Source organism: Pseudolysinimonas yzui, assembly GCF_014653215.1.
GTDB lineage: Bacteria > Actinomycetota > Actinomycetes > Actinomycetales > Microbacteriaceae > Pseudolysinimonas_A > Pseudolysinimonas_A yzui.
This window is the reverse complement of the sequence record NZ_BNAI01000007.1, coordinates 64,403-86,665: the sequence shown is the minus strand read 5'-3', so window position 1 is coordinate 86,665 and position 22,263 is coordinate 64,403. Positions and strand designations below refer to the sequence as shown.

Annotated in this window: 25 protein-coding genes; 14 read left to right on the top strand and 11 right to left on the bottom strand. The window is 69.9% G+C overall.

The features are described 5' to 3' along the window. The first annotated feature begins 22 nt into the window (after window positions 1-22). The 5 genes from IE173_RS13260 to groL all read left to right on the top strand — a co-directional run bounded on the left by IE173_RS13260 (window position 23) and on the right by groL (window position 4,123). Entirely contained in the window at window positions 23-319 is a 297-nt protein-coding gene (locus IE173_RS13260; protein ID WP_191283993.1) for a DUF3263 domain-containing protein, read from the top strand. Next, on the top strand, window positions 320-907 hold the full coding sequence (locus tag IE173_RS13255) for a LytR C-terminal domain-containing protein (protein ID WP_191283992.1): 588 nt from the start codon (window positions 320-322) through the stop codon (window positions 905-907). It abuts the gene before it with no gap. 168 nt (window positions 908-1,075) lie between these two features. Then, entirely contained in the window at window positions 1,076-1,279 is a 204-nt protein-coding gene (locus tag IE173_RS13250; RefSeq protein ID WP_191283991.1) for a cold-shock protein, read from the top strand. A gap of 24 nt (window positions 1,280-1,303) precedes the next feature. After that, the gene (locus IE173_RS13245; RefSeq protein ID WP_191283990.1) at window positions 1,304-2,386 is read left to right on the top strand and encodes a DUF3048 domain-containing protein; all 1,083 of its coding nucleotides are present in this window, start codon (window positions 1,304-1,306) and stop codon (window positions 2,384-2,386) included. Between the two features lie 108 nt (window positions 2,387-2,494). Beyond that, on the top strand, window positions 2,495-4,123 hold the full coding sequence (groL, locus tag IE173_RS13240; RefSeq protein WP_191283989.1) for a chaperonin GroEL: 1,629 nt from the start codon (window positions 2,495-2,497) through the stop codon (window positions 4,121-4,123). A 60-nt stretch (window positions 4,124-4,183) separates the two neighbouring features. Here groL and IE173_RS13235 read toward each other — a convergent pair whose 3' ends face one another. The 8 genes from IE173_RS13235 to IE173_RS13200 form a co-directional block, all read right to left on the bottom strand. After that, window positions 4,184-4,474: a WXG100 family type VII secretion target gene (locus tag IE173_RS13235; protein ID WP_191283988.1), complete on the bottom strand. Its 291-nt coding sequence runs from the start codon at window positions 4,472-4,474 to the stop codon at window positions 4,184-4,186. A gap of 10 nt (window positions 4,475-4,484) precedes the next feature. Then, window positions 4,485-6,191, bottom strand: coding sequence for a sensor histidine kinase (locus IE173_RS13230; protein WP_229842108.1), 1,707 nt, complete (start codon window positions 6,189-6,191; stop codon window positions 4,485-4,487). Between the two features lie 29 nt (window positions 6,192-6,220). Beyond that, on the bottom strand, window positions 6,221-6,913 hold the full coding sequence (locus tag IE173_RS13225; RefSeq protein ID WP_191283987.1) for a response regulator transcription factor: 693 nt from the start codon (window positions 6,911-6,913) through the stop codon (window positions 6,221-6,223). A gap of 40 nt (window positions 6,914-6,953) precedes the next feature. Continuing rightward, complete coding sequence (locus IE173_RS13220) at window positions 6,954-7,556, bottom strand: dihydrofolate reductase family protein (protein ID WP_191283986.1); 603 nt, start codon at window positions 7,554-7,556, stop codon at window positions 6,954-6,956. 8 nt (window positions 7,557-7,564) lie between these two features. Further along, complete coding sequence (locus tag IE173_RS13215; protein ID WP_229842107.1) at window positions 7,565-8,650, bottom strand: epoxide hydrolase family protein; 1,086 nt, start codon at window positions 8,648-8,650, stop codon at window positions 7,565-7,567. Between the two features lie 9 nt (window positions 8,651-8,659). Next, window positions 8,660-10,300, bottom strand: coding sequence for a DNA repair helicase XPB (locus IE173_RS13210; protein WP_191283985.1), 1,641 nt, complete (start codon window positions 10,298-10,300; stop codon window positions 8,660-8,662). A 124-nt stretch (window positions 10,301-10,424) separates the two neighbouring features. Further along, the gene (locus IE173_RS13205; protein WP_191283984.1) at window positions 10,425-12,281 is read right to left on the bottom strand and encodes a helicase-associated domain-containing protein; all 1,857 of its coding nucleotides are present in this window, start codon (window positions 12,279-12,281) and stop codon (window positions 10,425-10,427) included. A 10-nt stretch (window positions 12,282-12,291) separates the two neighbouring features. Continuing rightward, window positions 12,292-12,552, bottom strand: a complete 261-nt coding sequence (locus IE173_RS13200; RefSeq protein ID WP_191283983.1) for a hypothetical protein — start codon at window positions 12,550-12,552, stop codon at window positions 12,292-12,294. A 25-nt stretch (window positions 12,553-12,577) separates the two neighbouring features. On the opposite strand from IE173_RS13200, the gene IE173_RS13195 reads away from it, so the two are divergent. Next, window positions 12,578-12,958, top strand: a complete 381-nt coding sequence (locus IE173_RS13195; protein ID WP_191283982.1) for a cold-shock protein — start codon at window positions 12,578-12,580, stop codon at window positions 12,956-12,958. Continuing rightward, the gene (locus IE173_RS13190) at window positions 12,958-13,458 is read left to right on the top strand and encodes a DUF3027 domain-containing protein (RefSeq protein ID WP_191284005.1); all 501 of its coding nucleotides are present in this window, start codon (window positions 12,958-12,960) and stop codon (window positions 13,456-13,458) included. Before IE173_RS13195 ends, IE173_RS13190 begins: the two co-directional genes overlap by 1 nt. Here IE173_RS13190 and IE173_RS13185 read toward each other — a convergent pair. After that, window positions 13,369-13,602 carry a DUF2530 domain-containing protein gene (locus IE173_RS13185; RefSeq protein WP_191283981.1) on the bottom strand — a complete coding sequence of 78 codons (234 nt, stop codon included), beginning with the start codon at window positions 13,600-13,602 and terminating at the stop codon, window positions 13,369-13,371. The genes IE173_RS13190 and IE173_RS13185 overlap by 90 nt on opposite strands. Window positions 13,603-13,605: 3 nt before the next feature. After that, on the bottom strand, window positions 13,606-14,730 hold the full coding sequence (gene serC / locus IE173_RS13180; RefSeq protein ID WP_191283980.1) for a phosphoserine transaminase: 1,125 nt from the start codon (window positions 14,728-14,730) through the stop codon (window positions 13,606-13,608). 56 nt (window positions 14,731-14,786) lie between these two features. Between serC and IE173_RS13175 the strand changes: the two genes are divergently transcribed. The 4 genes from IE173_RS13175 (at window position 14,787) to IE173_RS13160 (ending at window position 18,278) form a co-directional block, all read left to right on the top strand. After that, window positions 14,787-15,479, top strand: a complete 693-nt coding sequence (locus tag IE173_RS13175) for a metal-dependent transcriptional regulator (RefSeq protein WP_191283979.1) — start codon at window positions 14,787-14,789, stop codon at window positions 15,477-15,479. Between the two features lie 313 nt (window positions 15,480-15,792). Beyond that, complete coding sequence (locus IE173_RS13170; protein ID WP_191283978.1) at window positions 15,793-16,428, top strand: C40 family peptidase; 636 nt, start codon at window positions 15,793-15,795, stop codon at window positions 16,426-16,428. A gap of 317 nt (window positions 16,429-16,745) precedes the next feature. Beyond that, window positions 16,746-17,243, top strand: a complete 498-nt coding sequence (locus IE173_RS13165) for an HNH endonuclease (RefSeq protein WP_191283977.1) — start codon at window positions 16,746-16,748, stop codon at window positions 17,241-17,243. Between the two features lie 183 nt (window positions 17,244-17,426). After that, window positions 17,427-18,278 carry a CHAP domain-containing protein gene (locus IE173_RS13160; protein ID WP_191283976.1) on the top strand — a complete coding sequence of 284 codons (852 nt, stop codon included), beginning with the start codon at window positions 17,427-17,429 and terminating at the stop codon, window positions 18,276-18,278. A 30-nt stretch (window positions 18,279-18,308) separates the two neighbouring features. Here IE173_RS13160 and IE173_RS13155 read toward each other — a convergent pair whose 3' ends face one another. Beyond that, window positions 18,309-18,815 carry an SRPBCC family protein gene (locus IE173_RS13155; RefSeq protein ID WP_229842106.1) on the bottom strand — a complete coding sequence of 169 codons (507 nt, stop codon included), beginning with the start codon at window positions 18,813-18,815 and terminating at the stop codon, window positions 18,309-18,311. 123 nt (window positions 18,816-18,938) lie between these two features. Here IE173_RS13155 and IE173_RS13150 point away from each other — a divergent pair, with 123 nt between their 5' ends. The 3 genes from IE173_RS13150 to IE173_RS13140 all read left to right on the top strand — a co-directional run bounded on the left by IE173_RS13150 (window position 18,939) and on the right by IE173_RS13140 (window position 22,249). After that, a complete protein-coding gene (locus tag IE173_RS13150; protein ID WP_191283975.1) occupies window positions 18,939-19,604 on the top strand; it encodes a GntR family transcriptional regulator in 666 nt (221 codons plus the stop codon). 158 nt (window positions 19,605-19,762) lie between these two features. Continuing rightward, entirely contained in the window at window positions 19,763-21,271 is a 1,509-nt protein-coding gene (locus IE173_RS13145; RefSeq protein WP_229842105.1) for a sugar ABC transporter ATP-binding protein, read from the top strand. Continuing rightward, entirely contained in the window at window positions 21,272-22,249 is a 978-nt protein-coding gene (locus tag IE173_RS13140; protein ID WP_191283974.1) for an ABC transporter permease, read from the top strand. It begins immediately after the preceding gene. Window positions 22,250-22,263 lie beyond the last annotated feature (14 nt).

Below are 22,263 nucleotides of genomic sequence, written 5' to 3'. Positions count from 1 at the left end.
CGCCGATCCCTAGGATCGCCGCGTGAGCACCCCCCACCCCGCGGAACCCCCGTCGACGGAACTCGACGAGACCGAGCTGCGGCTGCTCGCGTTCGAACGGGCATGGGCCGACCGGGTGGGCAACCGGGAGGCCGCCATCCGCGCCGAATTCGGCGTCTCTTCAGCTCGCTACTATCAAATGTTGTACACGCTCATCGATTCACCGATCGCGGTGCGGCACGATCCGCTCCTCGTGCGCCGTCTCCAGCGGCTCCGTGATTCGCGGCGTCGGGCCCGGGCCCGCCCCTTCACCTCGAACACCCAGGACGTTAACGACTAGATGGCCAGCACGCCGCACGATCGCTTCGACGACCTCCCCGCCGACCTCGCGCGGGTCGGCGCGCACCGTGCTCCGCCGAAGCGCGGCCGCGGCTGGATCAACTTCGCCTGGGCTGCTCTGGCGACCGGCGTTCTCATCGTCGGCGGTCTCTACGGCCTCTCCCGCGTCAACCCGGCCATCTCGTTCGAGATCCCGGTGCTCGCCGGCGGCGACGGCGCGGAGCCGGGCACGTCGGCGACGCCCGAGCCCGAGGCGACTCCGATGACCCCCGACGAGTGGAAAGCCGCCGATCCCGCGATCGCGCTCTCGATCTCGGTCCTCAACGGATCGCCGACCGACAAGCAGCAGGATGTCGCGGCCGAGCTGATCGAGCTCGCCGGCTGGCCGGCGCCGGCCGCGGCGGTGGCCAGCGCACGCGATCAGGAACTCACCGTCATCTACTACAACGGGGCGGAGTACGAGGCGATCGCCCTGGGGCTGGCGCAGTTGCTCGGCACCGATCCGGCGAACATCACCAACTCCGACTTCTACCAGGGTGCCCCCGTCACGATCGTGCTCGGCGCCGACTACGTGCCGCCGGCGGCCTGACCCGCCCCGCAGAAATCGGGCGTGTTACGCGCGTGTTTAATCTGTGTTGAGTTCCCCCGATTCGCCCGCTCGGAGGCGTCCGAGGGCGCGGCCGCGCTCCCGCTCGCGGTTAGCATTTCGCTGAGGGTCGCTTGGTTTCGGCCCGTGTGGACGCAGTAGGGAGTTCCCATGGCTCAGGGCACGGTCAAGTGGTTCAACGCCGAGAAGGGGTTCGGGTTCATCACCGTCGACGGTGACGGCCACGACGTCTTCGTGCACTATTCCGCGATCGACATGCCCGGCTTCAAGGTGCTCGACGAGGGCCAAGCGGTCACGTTCGAGATCGGAACCGGGCCGAAGGGGCCGCAGGCCGAGTCGGTGCGGCCGGTCTGACGCGCCGCCGCCTAACATGACGGCATGCGTCAGGGTCGGGGTGGTCGCGGGTTCGCCGGGAGGGCGCTGAGCGCCGTCGTCCTGAGCAGCGTCGCGCTGCTGTCGGCCTGCGCGCAGGCCCCGATGCCGACCCCCACGCCGAGCTACTCCTCGACGTACCTCACCCCCGAGCCGACGGCTCTCGCCCCCCTCACCGGCGAGACGGTGCCGGTGGGTTCGCTGACGGCGCCCTCGCTGGCGGCGAAGGTCGACAATCATCCCGATGCCCGCCCGCAGTTCGGTCTGGAGCGCACCGATCTCGTGTTCGAGGAGCTCGTCGAGGGCGGGCTCACCCGCTATGTCGCCGTCTGGCACTCCGACGTTCCGGCCGAGATCGGGCCGATCCGCAGCATCCGCCCGATGGACCCCGACATCATCTCGCCGCTCGGTGGCATCGTCGCGTACTCGGGGGGTCAGCAGCGGTTCGTCGCGATGATGCGCGACACCAACGTCTACAACGCCATCCACGGGCAGGCCGACACCGCCGACCTGATGTTCCGCGTCGACGGCCGACCGGGGCCCCACGACGTGCTGGTGCGGGCCCCCGAGCTGATCGCCCGACACCTCGACCTCGCCGCCCCCGCGCAGCAGTTCTCGTTCGCCCCCGACGTCGCCTCCTCGTCGGCCGTGCGCGAGGGCACGCCGACCGAGTCGATGGCCCTCGTCTTCGGGTCGCAGTCGAAGCCCGGTTGGACCTGGGATGCCGCCCGCGGAGTCTGGGCGCGGTCGCAATCCGGCGCGGCCGACCTCGACGGGGCGGGGGTTCCCTACTCGGCCGTCAACGTCGTGATCATCCGGGTGCCGGTCACGGTGAGTCAGAGCATCCCGAAGACCGAGCTGATCGGCAGCGGGGAAGCCTGGGTCAGCACCGGGGGCATGACGATCCACGCGACCTGGTCGAAAGGCTCCCGGGGCGAGGCGATCCGTCTGGTCGACGACACCGGAACGGTCATCCGACTCGCGCCGGGCAACAGCTGGATCGAACTCGTGCCGCTCGCGGGGAGTGTCGCCTTCACCGCGCCGCCCCCGCCGCCGGCTCCCGCCCCCACGGAGTCGGCAGCGCCGTAGCCCGCCGTCGCGCGGCTTGCACTCTCCGTAGGCGAGTGCCAAGATAATCCCTGGCACTCGCGCGTCGTGAGTGCCAAGTTCTACGTCCGGGAGGGACGACACACACTCATGTCAAAGATCATCGCTTTCGACGAAGAGGCTCGCCGCAGCCTCGAGCGCGGGCTCAACATCCTGGCTGACGCCGTCAAGGTCACGCTCGGACCCCGCGGCCGCAACGTCGTTCTGGAGAAGAAGTGGGGCGCCCCCACGATCACGAACGACGGCGTCTCGATCGCCAAGGAGATCGAGCTCGACGACCCCTACGAGAAGATCGGCGCCGAGCTGGTCAAGGAGGTCGCGAAGAAGACGGATGACGTCGCCGGTGACGGAACGACCACCTCGGTCGTGCTCGCCCAGGCGCTCGTCCGCGAAGGCCTGCGCAACGTCGCGGCCGGCGCCGACCCGATCAGCCTGAAGAAGGGCATCGAGAAGGCCGTCGCGGCCGTCATCGCCGAGCTGGTCAAGAACGCCAAGGACATCGAGACCAAGGAAGAGATCGCGGCGACCGCCTCGATCTCCGCCGGTGACACCGAGATCGGCGGCCTGATCGCCGAGGCGATCGACAAGGTCGGCAAGGAGGGCGTCGTCACCGTCGAGGAGTCGAACACCTTCGGCACGACCCTCGAGCTCACCGAGGGCATGCGCTTCGACAAGGGCTTCCTGTCGCAGTACTTCGTCACCGACCCGGAGCGTCAGGAGGCCGTCTTCGAAGACGCCTACATCCTGATCGTCAACAGCAAGGTCAGCAACATCAAGGACCTGCTGCCGATCGTCGACAAGGTGATCCAGGCGGGCAAGCAGCTGCTGATCATCGCCGAGGATGTCGACGGCGAGGCGCTCGCGACCCTGATCGTCAACAAGATCCGCGGCATCTTCAAGTCGGTCGCCGTCAAGGCTCCCGGCTTCGGTGACCGCCGCAAGGCGCAGCTCGCCGACATCGCCATCCTCACGGGTGGAGAGGTCATCAGCGAGGAGCTCGGGCTCAAGCTCGAGAACGCCACGCTCGAGCAGCTCGGCCAGGCGCGCAAGGTCATCGTCACCAAGGACGAGACCACGATCATCGAGGGTGCCGGCGACGCCGCCCAGATCGCCGGACGGGTCAAGCAGATTCGTCAGGAGATCGAGAACACCGACAGCGACTACGACCGCGAGAAGCTCCAGGAGCGCCTCGCGAAGCTCGCCGGTGGTGTGGCGGTCATCAAGGCCGGGGCCGCGACCGAGGTCGAGCTCAAGGAGCGCAAGCACCGCATCGAGGACGCCGTGCGCAACGCGAAGGCCGCCGTCGAGGAGGGCATCGTCGCCGGTGGTGGCGTCGCGCTCATCCAGGCCGGCAAGACCGCCTTCGAGAGCAAGGCGCTCACCTCGCTGACCGGCGACGAGGCGACCGGGGCGAACATCGTCCGCGTCGCCATCGACTCGCCGCTCAAGCAGATCGCCCTCAACTCGGGCCTCGAGCCCGGCGTCGTGGTCGACAAGGTGCGCCACCTCCCGGTCGGTCAGGGCCTCAACGCCGCGACCGGCGAATACGTCGACATGCTCGCCGCGGGCATCAACGACCCGGTCAAGGTGACGCGTTCCGCGCTGCTCAACGCCGCGTCGATCGCCGGGCTGTTCCTCACGACCGAGGCGGTCGTGGCCGACAAGCCGGAGAAGCACTCCGCTCCGGCCGGCGACCCGACCGGTGGAATGGACTTCTAAGTCACTCACCTGCGACAGATCAGCGGGCGGCTCCCACAAGGGGCCGCCCGCTTCTGCGTGCTAGCGGGCGAAGAGGCGGGCGTTCTGCAGTTCGATCTCGGCGTAGTGCTGGCCGGCTTGGGCGAGGCCCGCGTTGATCATCTGCAGGCTCTCCTCGACCCGGCGCTGCGTCGCGGTCCAGTCGGCGACGACGGCCTGGAAGGCGGCGGCGGCCTGGCCGGTCCACGAGCTCTGGAGGTCGAGCAACTGGGCGTGCAGCCCGCTCACGTCGGCTTGGATGCGGCCGGCAGCCGCCTGGACGGACGAGGTCGCCGCGGCGACCGCTTCGCTGTCGATCTGGTATCTGGTCATGGCCGGAACGCTACGAGCGCCGACCGCGTCCTCGGGGAGTCGGTGCCGGTGCGGGGGAGGATGCCGGGGGATCGTCGCTGGGGAGGAGCGGAAGGCTGACCCGGAAGGTCGCCCCGCCGCCGGGGGTCTCGACGACCTCCACGTGCCCGTCGTGGTTGGCGACGATGCCCGCGACGATCGCCAGGCCCAGGCCCGAACCGCCGGTGTCGCGGGTGCGGGAGGTGTCGGCACGCCAGAAGCGCTGGAAGATCTTCTCGCGCAGCTGCGGGGGAATGCCCTCGCCGTGGTCGACGATCGCGATGACGCCGTAGCGCCCGGCTCGGTCGACGTCGACGACGATCTCGACGGGTGAGTCGTCCTTCGTGAAGCGCAGCGCGTTGCCCATGAGGTTCGTCACGACCTGACGGATCTTGTTCTCCTCGGCGAACACGATCGGGCCGATCGGCGGCAGTGGGGCGGGCGCGGGTGCCGGAGCGGCCGCACCACGCGGTGGGCGGCGTCGCCGCAGGCGCGCGAGCGTCGCGCCCGCGAACGCGAACGCCCCGGCCGTGACCCCGGCGCGGCGGGCCGCGGGCGCGACCCCGGCGACCGCGGCATCCGCTTCGGCCACCGGGTCGACGCTCGTGGCGGCATCGGTCGGCTCGGGCTCGGATTCCTCGGGCACGACGACCGTGATGCGGCGCTCGGGGGCCGAGGCGGCGGCATCCAGGGCGGCGTCCTGGGCGATCGACAACAGATCGACGGCTCCGCGCTCGAGGGGGCGGGCCTCGTCGAGCCGGGCGAGTTCGAGCAGGTCTTCGACGAGCGCGCCCATCCGGATCGCCTCGCGCTCGATGCGGTCCATCGCCTGGGCGACGTCGTCGGGCGTCTGCAGGGCGCCCATCCGGTACAACTCGGCGTATCCGCGCAGCGAGACCAGGGGGGTTCGTAGCTCGTGGGAGGCGTCGCCCACGAATCGGCGCATCTGGTCGACCGTGCGGGCGCGGTCGGCGAAGGCGCGGTCGATGCGCGCGAGCATCGTGTTGAGGGACCGCGAGAGCCGGCCGACCTCGGTGTTCGGCGTTGCGCCACCGAGGCGCTGGCTGTAGTCACCCGCCGCGAACCGGGCGGCCGTGCGTTCGACGTCACGCAACGGCATGAACGCGCCGGTGACGAGCAGCTGGGTGGCCATCGCGCCGAGCACGACGACCGCGATCGCGAACAGCAGGAAGATCGCGGCGTAGCGGCCGAGCAGCGCATTGGTGTCGCTCAGGTTGCGGCCGATCACCAGCGTCGCCTGTTCCGAGCCGCGCCCGACCGCATTCGGCAGCGCGGTGACCCGCCATTCGACGGTCTGGCTTGCGTCGAGCAGCGTCACGTGCTGCCCTTCGAGCGCGACGACGTGGGCGAGGGTGAGGTCGTCGAGCACCGGCCCGAAGTCATCCTGATCGCCCATGAGGTTGTCGACGAGCAGGTGCCCGTCGGCCGAGACGGCGGCCGCGTAGTCGGGGAAGTCGCTCACGTCTTCGAGTTCGACCCCGGCGGTCAGGAGGGTCTCCTGGAGGTTGATCGACTCGTCCACGCGCTCGACGAGGTAGGTGCGCAGCACCGTCATCGTGCCCGCGCCCGCGACGGTGAGGCCGAGGGTGAGCAGGAACACGGTGACCCCGGTGACCTTCGCACGCAGCGAGATGCCGTTCCACCAGCGGTCGAACGACGCCGAGATGGGATTCGCCACGCGGCTCCTCCCGGGTGATGCGGCCGAGGTCAGGCCTTGGCGGTCTTGAGCATGTACCCGAAGCCGCGCTTGGTCTGGATCATCGGCTCGGTCGAGTGCTGGTCGAGCTTACGTCGCAGGTAGGAGATGTAGCTCTCGACGATGCCGGCGTCGCCGTTGAAGTCGTACTCCCAGACGTGGTCGAGGATCTGCGCTTTGCTGAGCACGCGGTTCGGGTTGAGCATCAGGTAGCGCAGCAGTTTGAACTCGGTGGGGGAGAGTTCGACCTGTTCGTCGCCGACGCTCACCTCGTGCGTGTCCTGATCCATCGTGAGTTCGCCGGCGCGGATGATCGCGTCCTCTTCGTCGTGCATTGTGCGGCGCAGGATCGCCTTGAGCCGCGCGACGATCTCGTCGAGCGAGAACGGCTTCGTGACGTAGTCGTCGCCGCCGACGGTCAAGCCGGTGATCTTGTCTTCGGTGTCGTCCTTGGCGGTGAGGAAGAGGATCGGGGCGGTGTAGCCGGATGCGCGCAGCCGCTTGGTGACGCCGAACCCGTTCATGTCGGGCAGCATGACGTCGAGGATGATCAGGTCGGGTTCCTCTTCGAGCACCGCCGAGATCGCTTGGGCGCCGTTGCTGACGGCACGCACGGCGAACCCGGCGAAGCGGAGACTCGTCGTGAGCAGGTCGCGGATGTTCGGTTCGTCGTCGACGATCAGGATGCGGGGGCCGTCACTCATGCCCCCAGTTTCTGCGCGTTCACTGGGGGTTTCCTGGGAGTCAGCGCGCGGGCCGGTAGACGAGATGCGTCACGAGCGTCGTCGCGCGCACCGAGATCTGTTCCCAGCGCTGGGCCGGGACGCCCTCGAAGACCCGCTCGCCGCGCCCGGCGATCGTCGGCGTGACATGCAGCCGCAGCTCGTCGACGAGCCCCGCCGCCAGGTACTGGTTGAGCGTCGCCGGACCGCCCGCGATCGAGACGTTGCGCTCACCCGCCTCCGCTCGAGCGCGCTCCAGAGCCGCGTGGATGCCGTCGGTCACGAAGTGGAAGGTCGTGCCCCCCGCCATCTCCACCGGCGCACGCTCGCGGTGGGCGAGCACGAACACCGGGCCGTGGTACGGCGGCTCGTCACCCCACCAGCCGCGCCAGTCGAGGTTCCACTCGCCACGGTCGGGCCCGAACATGTTGCGCCCCATGATGAAGGCGCCGGCATCCACGATGGCGGCGACCTCGTCGGCGTTCTCGGCGGCGTAGGGCTCGTCGAACATCCACCCGTGGAGCGGGGCCTGATCGAGGTCGCCGAACGGCTTCTCGAGAGTCTGGCCGACCCCCGATGCGTAACCGTCCATCGTGACGGCGATGTCGCTGACGACTCGGGACATGGGTCTCCTCACGCTCGGATCTGATCGAAGAATGCCACGACATCGGATGCCCACAGCCCGGGTTGCTCCCACGGACCGAAGTGGCCGCCGCGGTCGAACTCGGTGAACCGCACCACGTCGAACCACCGTTCGGCGGACGATCGCGGCGCGGGCAGCAGGTCACGCGGGAACTGCGCGACTCCCGTCGGCACCTCGACCCGCGCGGTTTCGAGCTCGGAGTGCGCGTTGTCGTAGTAGTAATGCACGCTCGACCCGGCCGTGCGGGTCGCCCAGTAGATCGTGAGCACGGTGCACAGCTCGTCGAGCGAGTAGACGTCGAGGGCGTCCCCGTCGCTCCACGCCTGGTACTTCTCGAGCACCCAGGCGGCGAGCCCGGCGGGAGAATCCTCCAGCGCCACCGCGAGGGTCTGCGGCTTCGTGCGTTGCAGCCGCGCGTACGCGCCCTCGGTCTGCTCCCAGGCGAGGAGCCGCGCCATCCATTCTCGATCGTCGTCGGTCGCCGCCTCGGGCGGGAGGGCGCGCGGGCGGTGGAACGGGATGTCGCCCAGGTGCAGCCCGATCACCCGCTCAGGATGCCGTAGCGCGAGTTGCTCGCCGATCGTGGAGCCGATGTCGCCGCCGTGCACCCCGAAGCGCTCATGCCCGAGCGCCGTCATCAGCCCGACCAGCAGGTCGCCGGTGCGCGCCGGGCCAGTGGGGTCGACGGGGCGGTCGCTGAACCCGTACCCGGGGATGCTCGGGATCACCAGCTCGAAGCGCTCGGCGAGCAGCGGGATCGCCTTCTCGAAGCGGAAGAACCCGTCGGGCCAGCCGTGGATGAGCAGCAGCGGGGTCGCCCCCGGCGTGCCCGCCCGCACCGCGTGGATGCCGAGGCCGTCGACATCCACCCGTACCTGGTCGAGGCGGTTGAGCCGGGCCTCCTGGGCGCGCCAGTCGAACGGCCCCGCCCAGTGGGCGAGCACGGTGTCGAGGGCGTCGCTGGAGGTGCCGCGCTCCCAGCCGTGCACGACGCGCGGCGGCCGGCGGGTGCGGCTCAGGCGCTCGCGGAGGTCGTCGAGGTCGGCCTGCGGGATCTGGATCGTGAAGGGCTGCACGATGCGAAGTTACGCCGCGGCGAGGGTGTGGGCGTCGAGGATCGTGTACGAGTAGCCCTGCTCGGCGAGGAACCGCTGGCGGTTCTGGGCGAAATCCTGGTCGACGGTGTCGCGGGCGACGAGCGTGTAGAACGACGCGGGGATGCCGCTCTCCTTCGGGCGCAGCAGCCGGCCGAGGCGCTGGGCCTCCTCCTGGCGTGACCCGAACGAGCCCGACACCTGGATGGCGACGGTCGCCTCGGGCAGGTCGATCGAGAAGTTGGCGACCTTGCTCACGACGAGCACCTTCAGCCGCCCCTCGCGGAACTCCTCGTAGAGCCGCTCGCGTTCGGCGATCGGCGTCGCGCCGGTGAGCGCGGGGGCGTTCAGCACCTCGGCGAGGGTGTCGATCTGGTCGAGGTACTGCCCGATCACGAGGATGCGCTCGCCCTCGTGCTTCGCGACGAGATCGCGCACGACCTGCAGTTTGGCCGGGGCGGTCGCCGCGAGCCGGTACCGTTCGTCGTCCGCCGACGCCGCGTACTCGAGCCGGTCGGAGGGCGGCAGGTCGATGCGCACCTCGTAGCAGGCGGCGGGCGAGATGAAGCCCTGCGCCTCGATCTCCTTCCACGGGGCGTCGAAGCGTTTCGGACCGATCAGGCTGAAGACATCCGACTCCCGGCCGTCTTCGCGGACGAGGGTCGCGGTGAGGCCGAGGCGACGACGGGCCTGCAGTTCGGCCGTGAGCTTGAACACCGGAGCGGGCAGCAGGTGCACCTCGTCGTAGACGATGAGGCCCCAGTCGAGCGCGTCGAGCAGCGCGAGGTGGGCGAACTCGCCCTTCCGCTTCGCGGTGAGGATCTGGTACGTCGCGATCGTCACCGGGCGGATCTCCTTGCGCTCGCCGGAGTACTCGCCGATCTCCTCGTCGGTGAGCGAGGTGCGCTTGAGCAGCTCGGTGCGCCACTGCCGGGCCGATACGGTGTTGGTGACGAGGATGAGGGTCGTCGAGTCCGCTTGCGCCATCGCGCCCGCGCCGACGATCGTCTTGCCGGCGCCGCAGGGCAGCACGACGACGCCGCTGCCCCCTTCGAAGAAGTTGTCGATCGCCTTCTGCTGGTACCCGCGCATCGCCCACCCGTCCTCGACGAGGTCGATGACGTGGGGTGTGCCCGGGGTGTAGCCGGCGTGATCTTCGGCGGGCCAGCCGAGCTTCAGCAGCTCCTGCTTCACCTGGCCGCGCGCCCAGGGCTGGAGGGTCCAGACGGTGCTCGTGCGGCGGATGCCGAGCAGCGGGCCGACCTTGCTGGAGCGGGTGATCTCGGCCAGCACCGCCGGGTCGGTGGTGGTGAGGATGAGCGCGCCCTCGGCATCCCGCTCGATCACCAGCCGCCCATACCGGGCGACCGTCTCGGTGATGTCGACCGCGACGGTCTGCGGGATCGGGAACTTCGCGAAGCGCTCGAGCGTCTCGAGCATCTGTTCGGCGGTGTGACCGGCGGCCCGCGCATTCCACAGGCCCAGACGCGTGATGCGGTAGGTGTGCACGTGCTCGGGCGCCCGCTCGAGTTCGGCGAACACCGCCAGTTCATGCCGGGCGTCCTCGGCATCCGGGTGGGCGACTTCGAGCAGGACGGTGCGATCGCTTTGCACGATCAGGGGCCCGGACATAACCGTCAAGTCTACTGGCCTCGCCTTCGAGCCATTGGCGTGCCCGCCCCCGGCTACTCCGCACATTTCCCGCTACTCCGCTGGAAACACGCGGAGCAACGCGGAAATGGCGGAGCAACCGGGTTCAGGGGGCGTCGGCGACGGAGATGATCGAGGCGAGGGGGAGGGTGCGCTCGATGTCGGCGCGCCGATCACGGGCCCGCAGCCGGCCGCCGGCGAGCGCCGCGGGTTCGAGCACGTACTCGGCAAGCGATTCGTCGGGCAGGCGCACGGTGACCGTCACGGTGACCTTTCCCTTGATCGCCAGTTCGAGCTGACGTGCCAGCCAGGCCCGGTCGGCCTCTTCGGGTGCGTCGGCGGCGCTTTCGCGCACCCGCGAGATGAGCAGTGCGGCGGTGTCGTCGGTCGGCGCGCCGCCGCCCGACGACGCCCGGCGTTCGGCGCGCATCGCGACGATCTCACCCTCGGCGTCTTCGGCGACGACCGGATAGCGGGCGTCGAGCAGCGCCGTGTAGAGCAGCCCGACGTCGAACCGCGTGGTGAGGCGATGGATGCCGACAGTCTCGAGCCCGAGCGGGGTCAGCGCCTGGTCGACGGCGAGCTGGCGCAGCAGACCGGTGTCGTCGGAGCGCACGTAGGCTCCCGTGGCCTCTTCGAGACGTCCCACCCGCAGGGTGCCGAACCGGGCGGCGGTGTCGGCGATGAGGTATTCGAGCGGTTGCGGGATGCCGGTGAGCGAGAGAGCGGTGAGGAACGCCCGCACGCTGTCGGCGGTCTCACCCGCGACGAAGGCCCGGGTGAGCGAGACCGCCGTGATGCGGAACGACGAGGCCACCCCGCGGGCTTCGGGCTCCGCCATCCCGCGCAGCCGGGTCTCGAGATCGACGCGCAGCGGTCCCGGGGCGATCACGGTGAGGTCGTGCTGGAGGTAGACCTGGTCGACCTCCGGCGGGAAGGAGGCGGCCATCGCCTCGGCCGCCGCCGCGGTGCCGTCGAGCAGCAGCCGAGTGCCCGCGGTGCTCGGGGCGCCGGCGCCGGTGATGCCGAGCAATTCGGCTTCGCGGGCCGCCGCCGCAGCCCGCTCGCGGATCCATGCGCCGCCGGCCGGGTAGAGCCAGGCGAGGTAGTCGAGCAGTCCGTCACCCCAGACGGCGTGGGCGCGGCTGCGGAGCAGCTCCCGGAGGTCGTCGGGGAGCCGGCTCAGCCATCCGGTCGCGAGCTCGCCCCAGCGGTCGATGCGTGATCCGGTGAGCCAGGCGCTGAGGCGCTGGGTCGGCACCCATTCGGCGCCGGAGAGCACCGCGAGCCCGGCGCGGGCGGCGATGTCGAGCAGCAACTCGACCTCGCCGGCCTCGACCCCGGCGATCCCAGCCAGGCGGCGGGCGTCGGGCAGGGCGAGGCCGCCCCGGGTCAGTCGACGGGCGGGGGCATCCCGCAGCGCCAGCAGCGTCTCGGTGACGGCGCCGAGGGTGCCGAACGCCCGGTCGCCGGCGCCTCGATCGATGAAGCGCACGTCGGTCTCGCTCACCGGTTCCAGCACGGCGGGGGGTGACGACGACTCCAGGTCGCGGCTCGCCGGCAGGCCGAACGCCGGCCACGCGCGCAACTGCTCGACGACGGCATCCCAGGGGGCGTAGCGACCCGACTCGGTGCCGAGCAGCCCCGCCTCCAGGGCGATCGCGATCCGCTCGCGCACGTCGCCGATCGGCAGCTCGAGCCGGGCGCTCAGCTGCTCGGCGGTGGGAGCGCCCGACGTCTCGGCGAGTTCACCCGCGACGGCCAGAAGGGCCAGGGTGCCGCGGTCGAGACGTTCGAGGGCGGATTGCACCGAGGTGCGGTCGAGCAGCGCCTCGGCGAGGTCGAAGAAGTCGCGGATGCCGGCGTCGCGGACCTCGCGCTGGGTCACCAGGCGGGCGAGGGCGTCGTCATCGAGCGCGCGCAGACGTGCCGCGAGCGCGAGGGCGGAGCCGCTGGCGGCCACTCGACCTCCGCTAGCTGCTGTCCCGGGCGAGCCGACGGCGACGCACGATGCTGATGATCGCGAAGACGATCATGAGCAGGAATGCGATCGTCAGACCGATGAACGGCAAGACCGTGATGGTGAGCCAGAGGCCTTCGCGGGTGTTCACTCCGGTCAGGTTGGCGACGATCGTGGCGAGGATGGCGAGGATCGACAGGCCCGCCGCCGACGCGATCATGTTGCGCAGGATGCGTTCGATACGATTGAGGGGCACCGGGGTGTCATTCGCCACGGGTCAAGGATAGAGGTCAGTCGCCATGCCCACCGGTCGGGTCAAGTTCTACGACGAAGACAAGGGCTTCGGGTTCATCGCCTCCGACGATGGCACCGAAGTGTTTCTGCACGCCTCGGCGCTTCCCGCGGGCGCGAGCGTCAAGCCGGGCTCCCGCCTCGAGTTCGGCATCGCCGACGGCAAGAAGGGCGCCCAGGCCCTCTCGGTTCGCGTGCTGGAGTCGCCGCCGACGATGGGCCAGCGCAACCGGCGCAGCGCCGACGACATGGCGATCGTCGTCGAAGACCTCGTGAAACTTCTCGACGGGATCGGCGCCGGCCTGCGGCGCGGGCGCTACCCCGACCGCACCCACGGCGCGAAGATCGCCGCCGTGTTGCGCCGGGTCGCCGACGATCTCGACGCGTGATGACTCAGGAAGAGGTCGCGCGTGCGGCGCTCGCCGAGATCAGTCCGGCGGGTACCGTCGGCGACCTGCTCGACAGCACGGCGCAGGATGACGGCACGGCGACCCTGCGCTTCGTCTCGACGCTGCCGGGTTATCCGGGCTGGCACTGGTCGGTGAGCGTCGCCGAGATCGCCGGCGAAGCGCCCACCGTGATGGAGGCGGAGCTGATGCCCGGCGAGGGTGCCCTGCTCGCGCCCGACTGGGTGCCGTGGGCGGAACGCCTCGAGGACTACCGCGCCGCTCAGGCGCTGATCGCGGCGGAGGGCGCCGTCGACGACCTGGACGACGACGACCTGGCCGACGAACGCGACGAGGACGATGACCTCGGCGACGACCCGGATGACGGGATCGACTTCGAGGACGACGATCTCCTAGGAGTGCCTCTTGGAGGTGTAGACGAGGAGGACGAGGCCGAGGCCGAATCCGACGACGACGGTCCAGAGCAGCCAGACGAGACCTGACGACTGCAACTGCGGCAGCAGGGCCAGCATCACCCCCAGCGCGACGATCCACAGCACGAGCCCGACGAGCACGACCTTGCGGTCATCGGTCTTCACCGGTGCGGGGTCGGGGCGCCGTTCGGAGTCCTTGATGAACAGCCGCATGGGTCAGCCCACCGCGACGGAGGTGTGCTCGAGCACCCAGTCGATCGACGCGATCAACGCCCGCACGTCATCCGGTTCGATCGCCGTGAACGTCGCGATGCGCAACTGGTTGCGACCGAGCTTGCGGTAGGGCTCGGTGTCGACGATGCCGTTGGCGCGCAGCGTCTTCGCGATCGCGGCGGCGTCGATGGACTCGTCGAAGTCGATCGTGACGACGACCTGGGAGCGGTCGGCCGGGTTCGCCACGAACGGCGTCGCGAACGTCGACGCGTCCGCCCAGTCGTAGAGCGCGCCCGACGACTCCTTGGTGCGGGCGTCGGCCCAGGCGAGCCCGCCGCTTCCGTTGATCCAGTCGAGCTGGTTCTCCAGCAGCAGCAGCGTCGCGATCGCCGGGGTGTTGAGCGTCTGGTCGAGACGGCTGTTGTCGAGGGCGTTCTTGAGGCTCAGCACCTCGGGGATCCAGCGGTCGCTCGCCGCGATCCGCTCGATCCGCTCGATCGCCGCCGGTGACACCAGGGCGAACCACAGGCCGCCGTCGCTCGCGAAGTTCTTCTGCGGCGCGAAGTAGTAGACATCCGTCTCGGCCACGTCGAACAGCACGCCGCCCGCCGCGCTGGTGGCGTCGATCACGGTGAGGGCACCCGGGTCGCCGTGCACGCGCGTCACGGGGGCCATGACGCCCGTCGAGGTCTCGTTGTGGGTCCATGCGTACAGGTCGATGCCCGCGAGCACCTCGACATCGGCGCGCTGCCCGCCGGGAACCTGGATGACGTGGGGCGCCTCGAGGAAGGGCGCGGCGGCCGCGGCGGCGAACTTCGCGCCGAACTCACCGAACGCGAGGTTCTCGCTGCGCTTCTCGATCAGCGAGAACGCCGCCATGTCCCAGAACGCGGTCGAGCCGCCGTTGCCGAGCAGCACCTCGTAGCCCTCCGGGAGGGCGAACAGGTCGGCCAGACCGGAGCGCACGCGGCCCACGAGGTTCTTCACGGGCGCCTGGCGGTGCGAGGTGCCGAGCAGGCCGGCGTTCGCCTGCAGGTGCGCGATCTGCTCCGGGCGCACCTTCGAGGGTCCGCAGCCGAACCGACCGTCCGAGGGCAGCAGGTCACGGGGGATATCGAGGCTCGGCATGGTCGGATTCTATCGGCGCGCCGAACTAGGCTGATCACCCTGGGAGGCCGCCACCGATGACCGATCTCGTCGACACGACGGAGATGTATCTCCGCACCATCTACGACCTCGAAGAAGAGGGGATCGTTCCGCTGCGCGCGCGCATCTCGGAGCGTCTCGGTCACTCCGGGCCCACGGTGTCGCAGACGATCGGCCGCATGGAGCGCGACGGTCTGGTGCGGGTGGAAGGCGACCGCCACCTCGAGTTCACCCCCGAAGGACGCAGCCGCGCCCTGCACGTGATGCGCAAGCACCGTCTCGCCGAGCGCCTGCTGCACGACGTCATCGGGCTCGACTGGAGCCTCGTCCACGACGAGGCCTGCCGCTGGGAGCACGTCATGAGCGAGCAGGTGGAACGTCGCCTGCTCGAGGTGCTCGACAACCCGACGGAGTCGCCGTACGGCAACCCGATCCCGGCCCTCGAAGAGATCGGCGGGAAGGCATCCCGACCGTTCCTCGAAGGCGTCGTCAACATCGTCGAGCGGGTGCGCGACGAAGACGCACCGATCTCGGCCCACATCCGACGCCTCGGCGAGCCGGTGCAGTTCGAGCCGGAACTGCTCGAGCAGTTGCGCACCGCGGGCGTCGTGCCGGGCGCACAGGCGACGATCTCGTCGGCCGGCGGCTACGTGCTGGTGCGCGTCGACGGGTTCGGCGAGGGGCTCGAACTGCCGCCCGAGGTCGCGGTGCACGTCTACGTCGCGACCTGATCCGACCCCGCGTACCCCCCTTTCGGGGGGAGAACGTTTCGTCGCTGGATGCCTGGGCTTGACCTCCAGGAGGCCTCACGTGTAGTCAACGGGTCCTCTCGACCACGCAAGCCGGTCGGAGGCCGCACGGCAGGGCGCCACGCCTCCCATCCTCTGCCGCGCGACGTGACATACGACAAGGGTGGGGCCGAGCGAGAGTGCGGTGTGGCGCGGGAGTCTCTCAGTGTTCTCAAGCTCTACGGGTCGTCTTACCCCGACCGAATCCGAATCCCCTTCCGTTCCCGTCTCGGCTTTCCGCCGCCCGCGTCTGCGGGTGCTGCCGCTGCTGGTGATGGGCGTCGCCGTTCCGTCGATCTTCGCGACGGTCGCGCTCCCCGCGTACGCCTACCGCTCCACCGACGCGTCGTCGGGCGAGATCGGCTCCGCGCTGAGCGCCGAGACGCAGAGCCTCGAGGTCGCCGCCGTCGCCGACGCGGCGGCCGTCAGCCGGCAGGACTCCTACAGCGTCACCTCGGCAGCCGAGATGGCGCGGATCGCCCAGGCGGCGCGCCTCGCCTCCTACAGCGGCCCGAGCGTGCGCGACCTGCTCGCCAACCCGCCGTACCCGGGCTACGACCCGGCGACGATCGTCTCGATCGCCATGCAGTACCTCGGCTCGCCCTACGTCTACGGCGGAGCGTCCCCCGCAGGCTTCGACTGCTCCGGGTTCACCCAGTTCGTGTTCGCGCACGTCGGTATCTCGTTGCCGCACTCGTCGAGCGCGCAGGGCAGGATGACCGCCATCGCCCCTGAAGCGGCGATGGCAGGCGACCTCGTCATCACCGACGGCGGCGGTCACGTCGGCATCTACCTGGGCGACGGCACGATGATCCACGCCTCCACGCCTGCCACCGGCGTGAAGATCAGCAAGCCGTGGGGCGCCTACTGGTTCGTGCGCGTCGGCATCTGAGTCGTCCACCGGCAGAGCTCGCGAATCTTCACCGTGCCGTAACCGGCACGCACAGCTTCAGCGGCTACCCTGGAACCCTCGGTCACTCGAGGATTCAGGAGAGTCGTATGCGAAACATGGGCAGCATCCCCACCAAGGATGCGCGCGCACTGTTCCGGATACGGCGCAGCATTCGCCCGGTCGTGCACTGTCACGTTCCGGTCGTATAGAGGCGCTGTCGTTCGCGACGGCGCCTTTTTGCTTCCTCCGAGATCCTCGTCCGTCCGGGGAGTCGAATGCCTGCAAGCCGTGCAGGCGCCTTCGAGAGGAGATCCGTCGTGCGCACCTTGGTACTCAATGCCGGCTACGAGCCGCTCGCCGTCGTGTCGTTCAAGCGAGCGCTCGTGCTCGTGCTCACCGGCAAGGCCGCGATCATCGCGAGCGACGCCGATCACCCGGTGATCAGTACCTCGGGGGAGTGGGATCGGCCGTCGGTCGTCATCCTGCGCCGCTACGTCAAGGTGCCGACGGGCCGCAACGTTCCCGTCTCGCGGCGGGGAGTCCTACGGCGCGACGGTCAGCGCTGCGCCTACTGTGCCGCGGGCGCTTCGACGATCGACCACGTCATCCCGCGCTCGCGTGGGGGTGCCGACAGCTGGGAGAACCTCGTCGCCTGCTGCCTGCGCTGCAACAACGTGAAGGGCGACCGCACCCCGCAGGAGATGGGGTGGACGCTGCGCACCATCCCGCGCGCGCCGCACGGCACCGCGTGGCTCGTGCGCGGGGTCGAGCGCGCCCAACCGCAGTGGGAGGAGTTCCTCGCGCCCGCCGCGTGAGGTCCGTTATCTCACCGTGACTTCTCAGGATCGTTCGCGTAAGGTCGAAAGGTCGCTGACCCGGAGGCCAACATCGTGACGGATAGCGAGTTCCCTGATTTCCAGGGACTCCTCGGCGGGCTGGATGCGGATTCACGCTCCTCGCTCGCTCAGCCGTCAGGCGTCCCCGAAAACTCGGCGATCGTGAGCACTGAGGCGCCGGGGTTCGCGTCACGTCGCCAGATGCGCGAGGCCGGCGCGTATCGGCCGGAGATCGCGCCCGCCGCCGGCACCCGCCCGGCGAAGAAGTCCAAGCGCACGCGCGCTCGGGATGTGGTGCGCGCGGGCGTCGTGAAGCCGGCGCCCGGCAGCCTGCGTCGCAAGCTGAGCAGCGCCGGCGTGATGACCGTCGTCGTCGGGCTCTTCGCCTCGCTCACCCTTCCCGCCTTCGCCGACCAGGACGGTCTGGCGCAGAACGCCGAACCCCTCGACGCCCAGGCGGTGGAGATCACCGCGGCGACCACCGACCAGTCGGCGAGCATCCGCGACACGTACGGCGTCACCAACGCCGCCGACCTGCGCAAGATGTACGCCGACGCGATCCGGCAGCAGAACCTCGCCGCCTACATGAACTCCGGGGCCCGCGAACTGGGCGACGACTACCCGTGGCCCGATCAGCTCAGCCGGCCGCAGGGCGGCGGTCTCTCGCCGCTCAACTACTACTACCGCGAGTGCGTCGACTTCGTCGCGTGGCGGCTCAACCGCGACGCCGGCGCGACGTCGGCCCCGTTCCGCTGGGTCTGGTCGAACCTCGCCCAGGGCAGTGCCTACTCGTGGAAGCGCGAGTGGGAGAGCAACGGCTGGCCCACCGGTACCACTCCCGTCGTGGGTGCCGTCGCCTGGATCCCGGGCGGTAACCACGTCGGCTATGTGTCGGGCATCCTCTCCGACGGCAGCGTCGTCATCGAGGAGTACAACTACGCCGTCGACCACGGCTACAGCCAGCGCATCGCGCCGGCGAGCGCCTTCTACTACCTCTACGCCCCGCCCCGCTGAGTCGCGAGCCCGGCCGACCGCGCTGGTGGGTCACGTGAAGTGGGAGCGAGCCGAGTCGAGCATCTGGCGCAGGCACCAGCGGGCGTACATCGACCCGCCGAGGCGACCGAGCCAGCGCCGACGGCTCGGGAGGTCGTAGTCGATCCACACGGTCAAGGTGCTTCCCGCGGGCATCCGGGGTGCGATGCGGAATCCGAGGCGGTAGGCACCGATCACCACGAGGCGGTCCTCGACGGTCTCCCACGTCTTCTTCTCGTCGGGTACCCGTTCGGTGACGATCTCGTCGACGAACAGGTCGAATCCCAGTACCTTCCCGCGCATCACGATGTGCGATCCGATCGCGCGGCCCTGTTTCTCGTCGAGGATCAGCTGCATCGCGCCGCCGGCCATCATCGGGGAGCGACTCGACTCCATGTGCGACGACAGGTTGCGGTGGTCGTCGAGGAACTCGAAGGCCTCCCGTGGGCCGACCGGGAGTTCGGCCGCGGCTTCCGCGTGCCGCGGGTAGAGTCGGTCGCCACCCACCGGGGTGCCCATGGATCAAGGATGACGCGGGCGGCGTGGTTGCACCAGAGGGTTCGTGATGTCCGCCGCTCTCCGTCAATTAGCGATAAGATGCCGAATCATCGAATAATCGAGATCCGGGAGCACCAGGACCTGATGGTTTCGCGAGCGACGGGGATCACGCGCACCCAGCGCGTCTACGACGACATTCGATCGGCGATCCTTCTGGGCACCTTCAAGCCGGGGACGCCGCTACGGCTGGCCGAGCTCGCCGAGCGTTTCGACGTCAGCATGTCGGTCGTTCGGGAAGCACTCACCCGCCTCGCCGAGCAGCATCTGGTCGCCCTCGCTCCGCGTTCCGGGTTCCGGGTCGTCGAGATCTCGCGGCAGGACCTCGCCGACCTCGTCGACATGCGCATCGAGTTCGAGGGGATGGCGCTCGTGCGCTCCGTCGAGCGCGGTGACCTCGCCTGGCAGGCCAACGTGGTCTCGGCGCACCACGTGCTCGAACACACCCCGTTCCGGGCTCCCGGTCAGCCGGGCACGACCGATGCCTGGGCGGAGGCGCACGCCGCGTTCCACGACGCGCTCGGCGCGGCGTGCGGCAGCCCTCGGCTCCTGGCGTTCACGCGCATGCTCCGCGACAGCGCGGAGCTCTACCGTCAGATCTCCGGCCGCGGCCCGCACACCGACCGGGATGTCGCGGAGGAGCACCGTCGGCTGCTCGAGCTCGCCGTCGCGCGGCGAGCGGATGAGGCCCGCGAGGCGCTGAAGGAGCACTTCCTGCTCACCGCCCGCGAACTCGACGGCCTGCTCGACTAGCGTCCGTCTGCTTTGGGGCTCGCGGTCGCCGCGAGCCGGCGCGATCGCGCTCGTTGCCGATCGCTCGGATCGCCCACTTGCGATATACCTGCTAATTGTCGATAATCAACACCAGACACGATTCGAGTGTCGATTGACCAACACGACGAGGATGTCCTGTGAACGACGCGAAGCCGGTGAACACCGCAGATCTGCTCGTCGTCGACGGCCTCGCCAAGGACTTCGACGGGGTTCGCGCCCTGCGCGGCGCGCAGCTCGAGGTGCGCGCCGGCGAGATCCACGCGCTGCTCGGCGAGAACGGCGCGGGCAAGTCGACCCTCGTCAAGGTTCTCGCCGGCATGGTGCACCCCGATTCCGGAACGATCCGGCTCGACGGTGAGCCGGTGCGGTTGGGAAGCCCCCGCGCGGCGGAGCGCGCGGGCATCGCCGTGCTCCATCAGGAACTGGCGATCATCCCGACCCTGTCGGTGGCCGAGAACATCGCGCTCGGGCACACCCCCAGCCGAGGCGGGTTCGTCTCCTGGTCGGCGCTCAGCCGATTGGCGCGCACCCAGCTCGAGCGGCTCGGCCAGAGCATCCCGATCGATCGCCTCGCCGGCGGACTCTCACCGATCCAGCAGACCATGATCGCCCTGGCCCGCACTCTGGTGACCGAGGCCCGGGTGCTGATCCTCGACGAGCCCACCGCGGCGCTCACCGACAGCGAGATCACCCGCCTGTTCGAGATCCTGCGGAAGTTGCGGGATGAGGGCGTCGCGATCATCTACGTCTCCCACCGGCTCGAAGAGGTCTTCGACCTGTCGGACCGATACACCGTGATGCGCAACGGCGCGACCGTCGCGACCGGCGAGATCGCCTCGACCACCGTCGACGACGTCATCCGCGCCATGGTGGGTCGCGAGCCCGGCGAGCTGTACCCGCCGCGCGCGGCGTCGACGGGACCCGTCGTCCTCGAGGTGCGCGGCGTGGCCGGCTCCCGGGTCGGAGGTCTCGACCTGCAGGTGCACGCGGGCGAGATCGTGGCGATCGGCGGGCTCGCCGGCTCGGGCCGAAGCGAACTGCTGCGCCTGCTCTCCGGCGCCCAACGACGGAGCAGCGGCGACGTGCTCGTCGACGGCCGCAAGGTCGCCGGCAAAGGGGTGGCCGCTTCGCTCGCGGCCGGCATCGCCTACGTGCCCGAGGAGCGCCGCGCCCACGGCGTCGACCTCGAGGGAACCGTCACCGACAACATCACGGTCGCGAGCCTGCGCGAGCTGAGCACCGCCGGGTGGATGTCGGCGCGTCGCGCGCTCGACCTCACCCGCCGCTCGATCGCCGCGTTCGGCATCCGCGCGCACGGTCCCGGGCAGCCGGTGGGGCAGCTCTCCGGTGGCAACCAGCAGAAGGTCGTGCTGGCCAAAGTGCTCGCCCGCGCGCCGCGGGTTCTGCTCGTCGACGAGCCGACCCGGGGAATCGACGTCGGGGCGCGCGCCGAGATCTACCGCCTTCTGCGGCAGCTCTCGGCGGCCGGCACCGCGATCGTGCTGGTGAGCTCCGACCTCCCTGAACTCATCGGGCTGGCCGACCGGGTGATCGTCGTGCGCAACGGTCGCATCGTCAGCGAACTGGCCGCGCACACCGCCGACGAGGAGACCGTCCTCGCCGGCTTCTACGGAAAGGCGTCCTGAATGGCACAGGCAGACACGGTATCGATCTCCGTTCCGACGTCGAACCTCCCGCTGCGACTGCTCTGGCAGGGCGGCCTCATCGTCGCGCTCCTGCTGCTCATCGTGATCTTCGGAGCGCTGCGGCCCGAGGTGTTCCTCACGGTCGGCAACCTCCGCAACATCCTCGAACAGGTCGCCATCCTGTCGATCATCGCCGCCGCCCAGACGGTCGTGATGGTGGCCGGTGACTTCGACCTCTCGGTCGGAGCGACGGCGACCCTGAGCGGCGCCGTCGTCGCGTCGCTGCTCATCGCCGGGTGGGCGTTGCCGCTCGCGATCGTCGTGGGCCTCCTGGTGGGTCTCGCCGCGGGCCTGACCAACGGCGTGCTCGTCGCCTCGCTGCGGCTCTCGCCGTTCATCGCGACGCTGGCCACGATGACCTCGATCGGCGGTCTCGCCTACATCGTCACCGGCGGCACCACCCTCTACGGGCTGCCCGAGGAGTTCTTCTGGATCGGGCAGAGCCGGCCGCTCGAGATCCCGATGCCGATCTTCTTCGCGGCCGTCGTCGCCGTCATCGTCTGGGTGGTGCTGCGCTTCACGGTCATCGGGCGGCGCTGGTACGCGCTGGGCGGCAATCAGGATGTCGCGCGGCTGGCGGGCATCAACGTGTCGCTCGCCCGGGTGCTCGCCTTCGGGGTGGCCGGGCTCGGGGCGGCGATCGGCGGAATCATCCTGGTGAGCCGGCTGGGCAACGCGACGCCGACCGGCGCCAACCACTACATGCTGTACGCCATCGCGGCGGTCTTCCTCGGCATGACGTTGCTGCGCAGCGGGCAGGCGAACCTGCCCGGCACCCTCGTCGGGGTGCTCATCATCGGCGTGATGAGCAACGGGCTCAACATCGTCGGCGTCAACTCCTACGTGCAGCAGCTGCTCATCGGAATCATCATCATCGCCGCGGTCGCGCTCTCGGCCCTGCGCACTCGTCGGCACTAGCCCCTCGTCTCGGC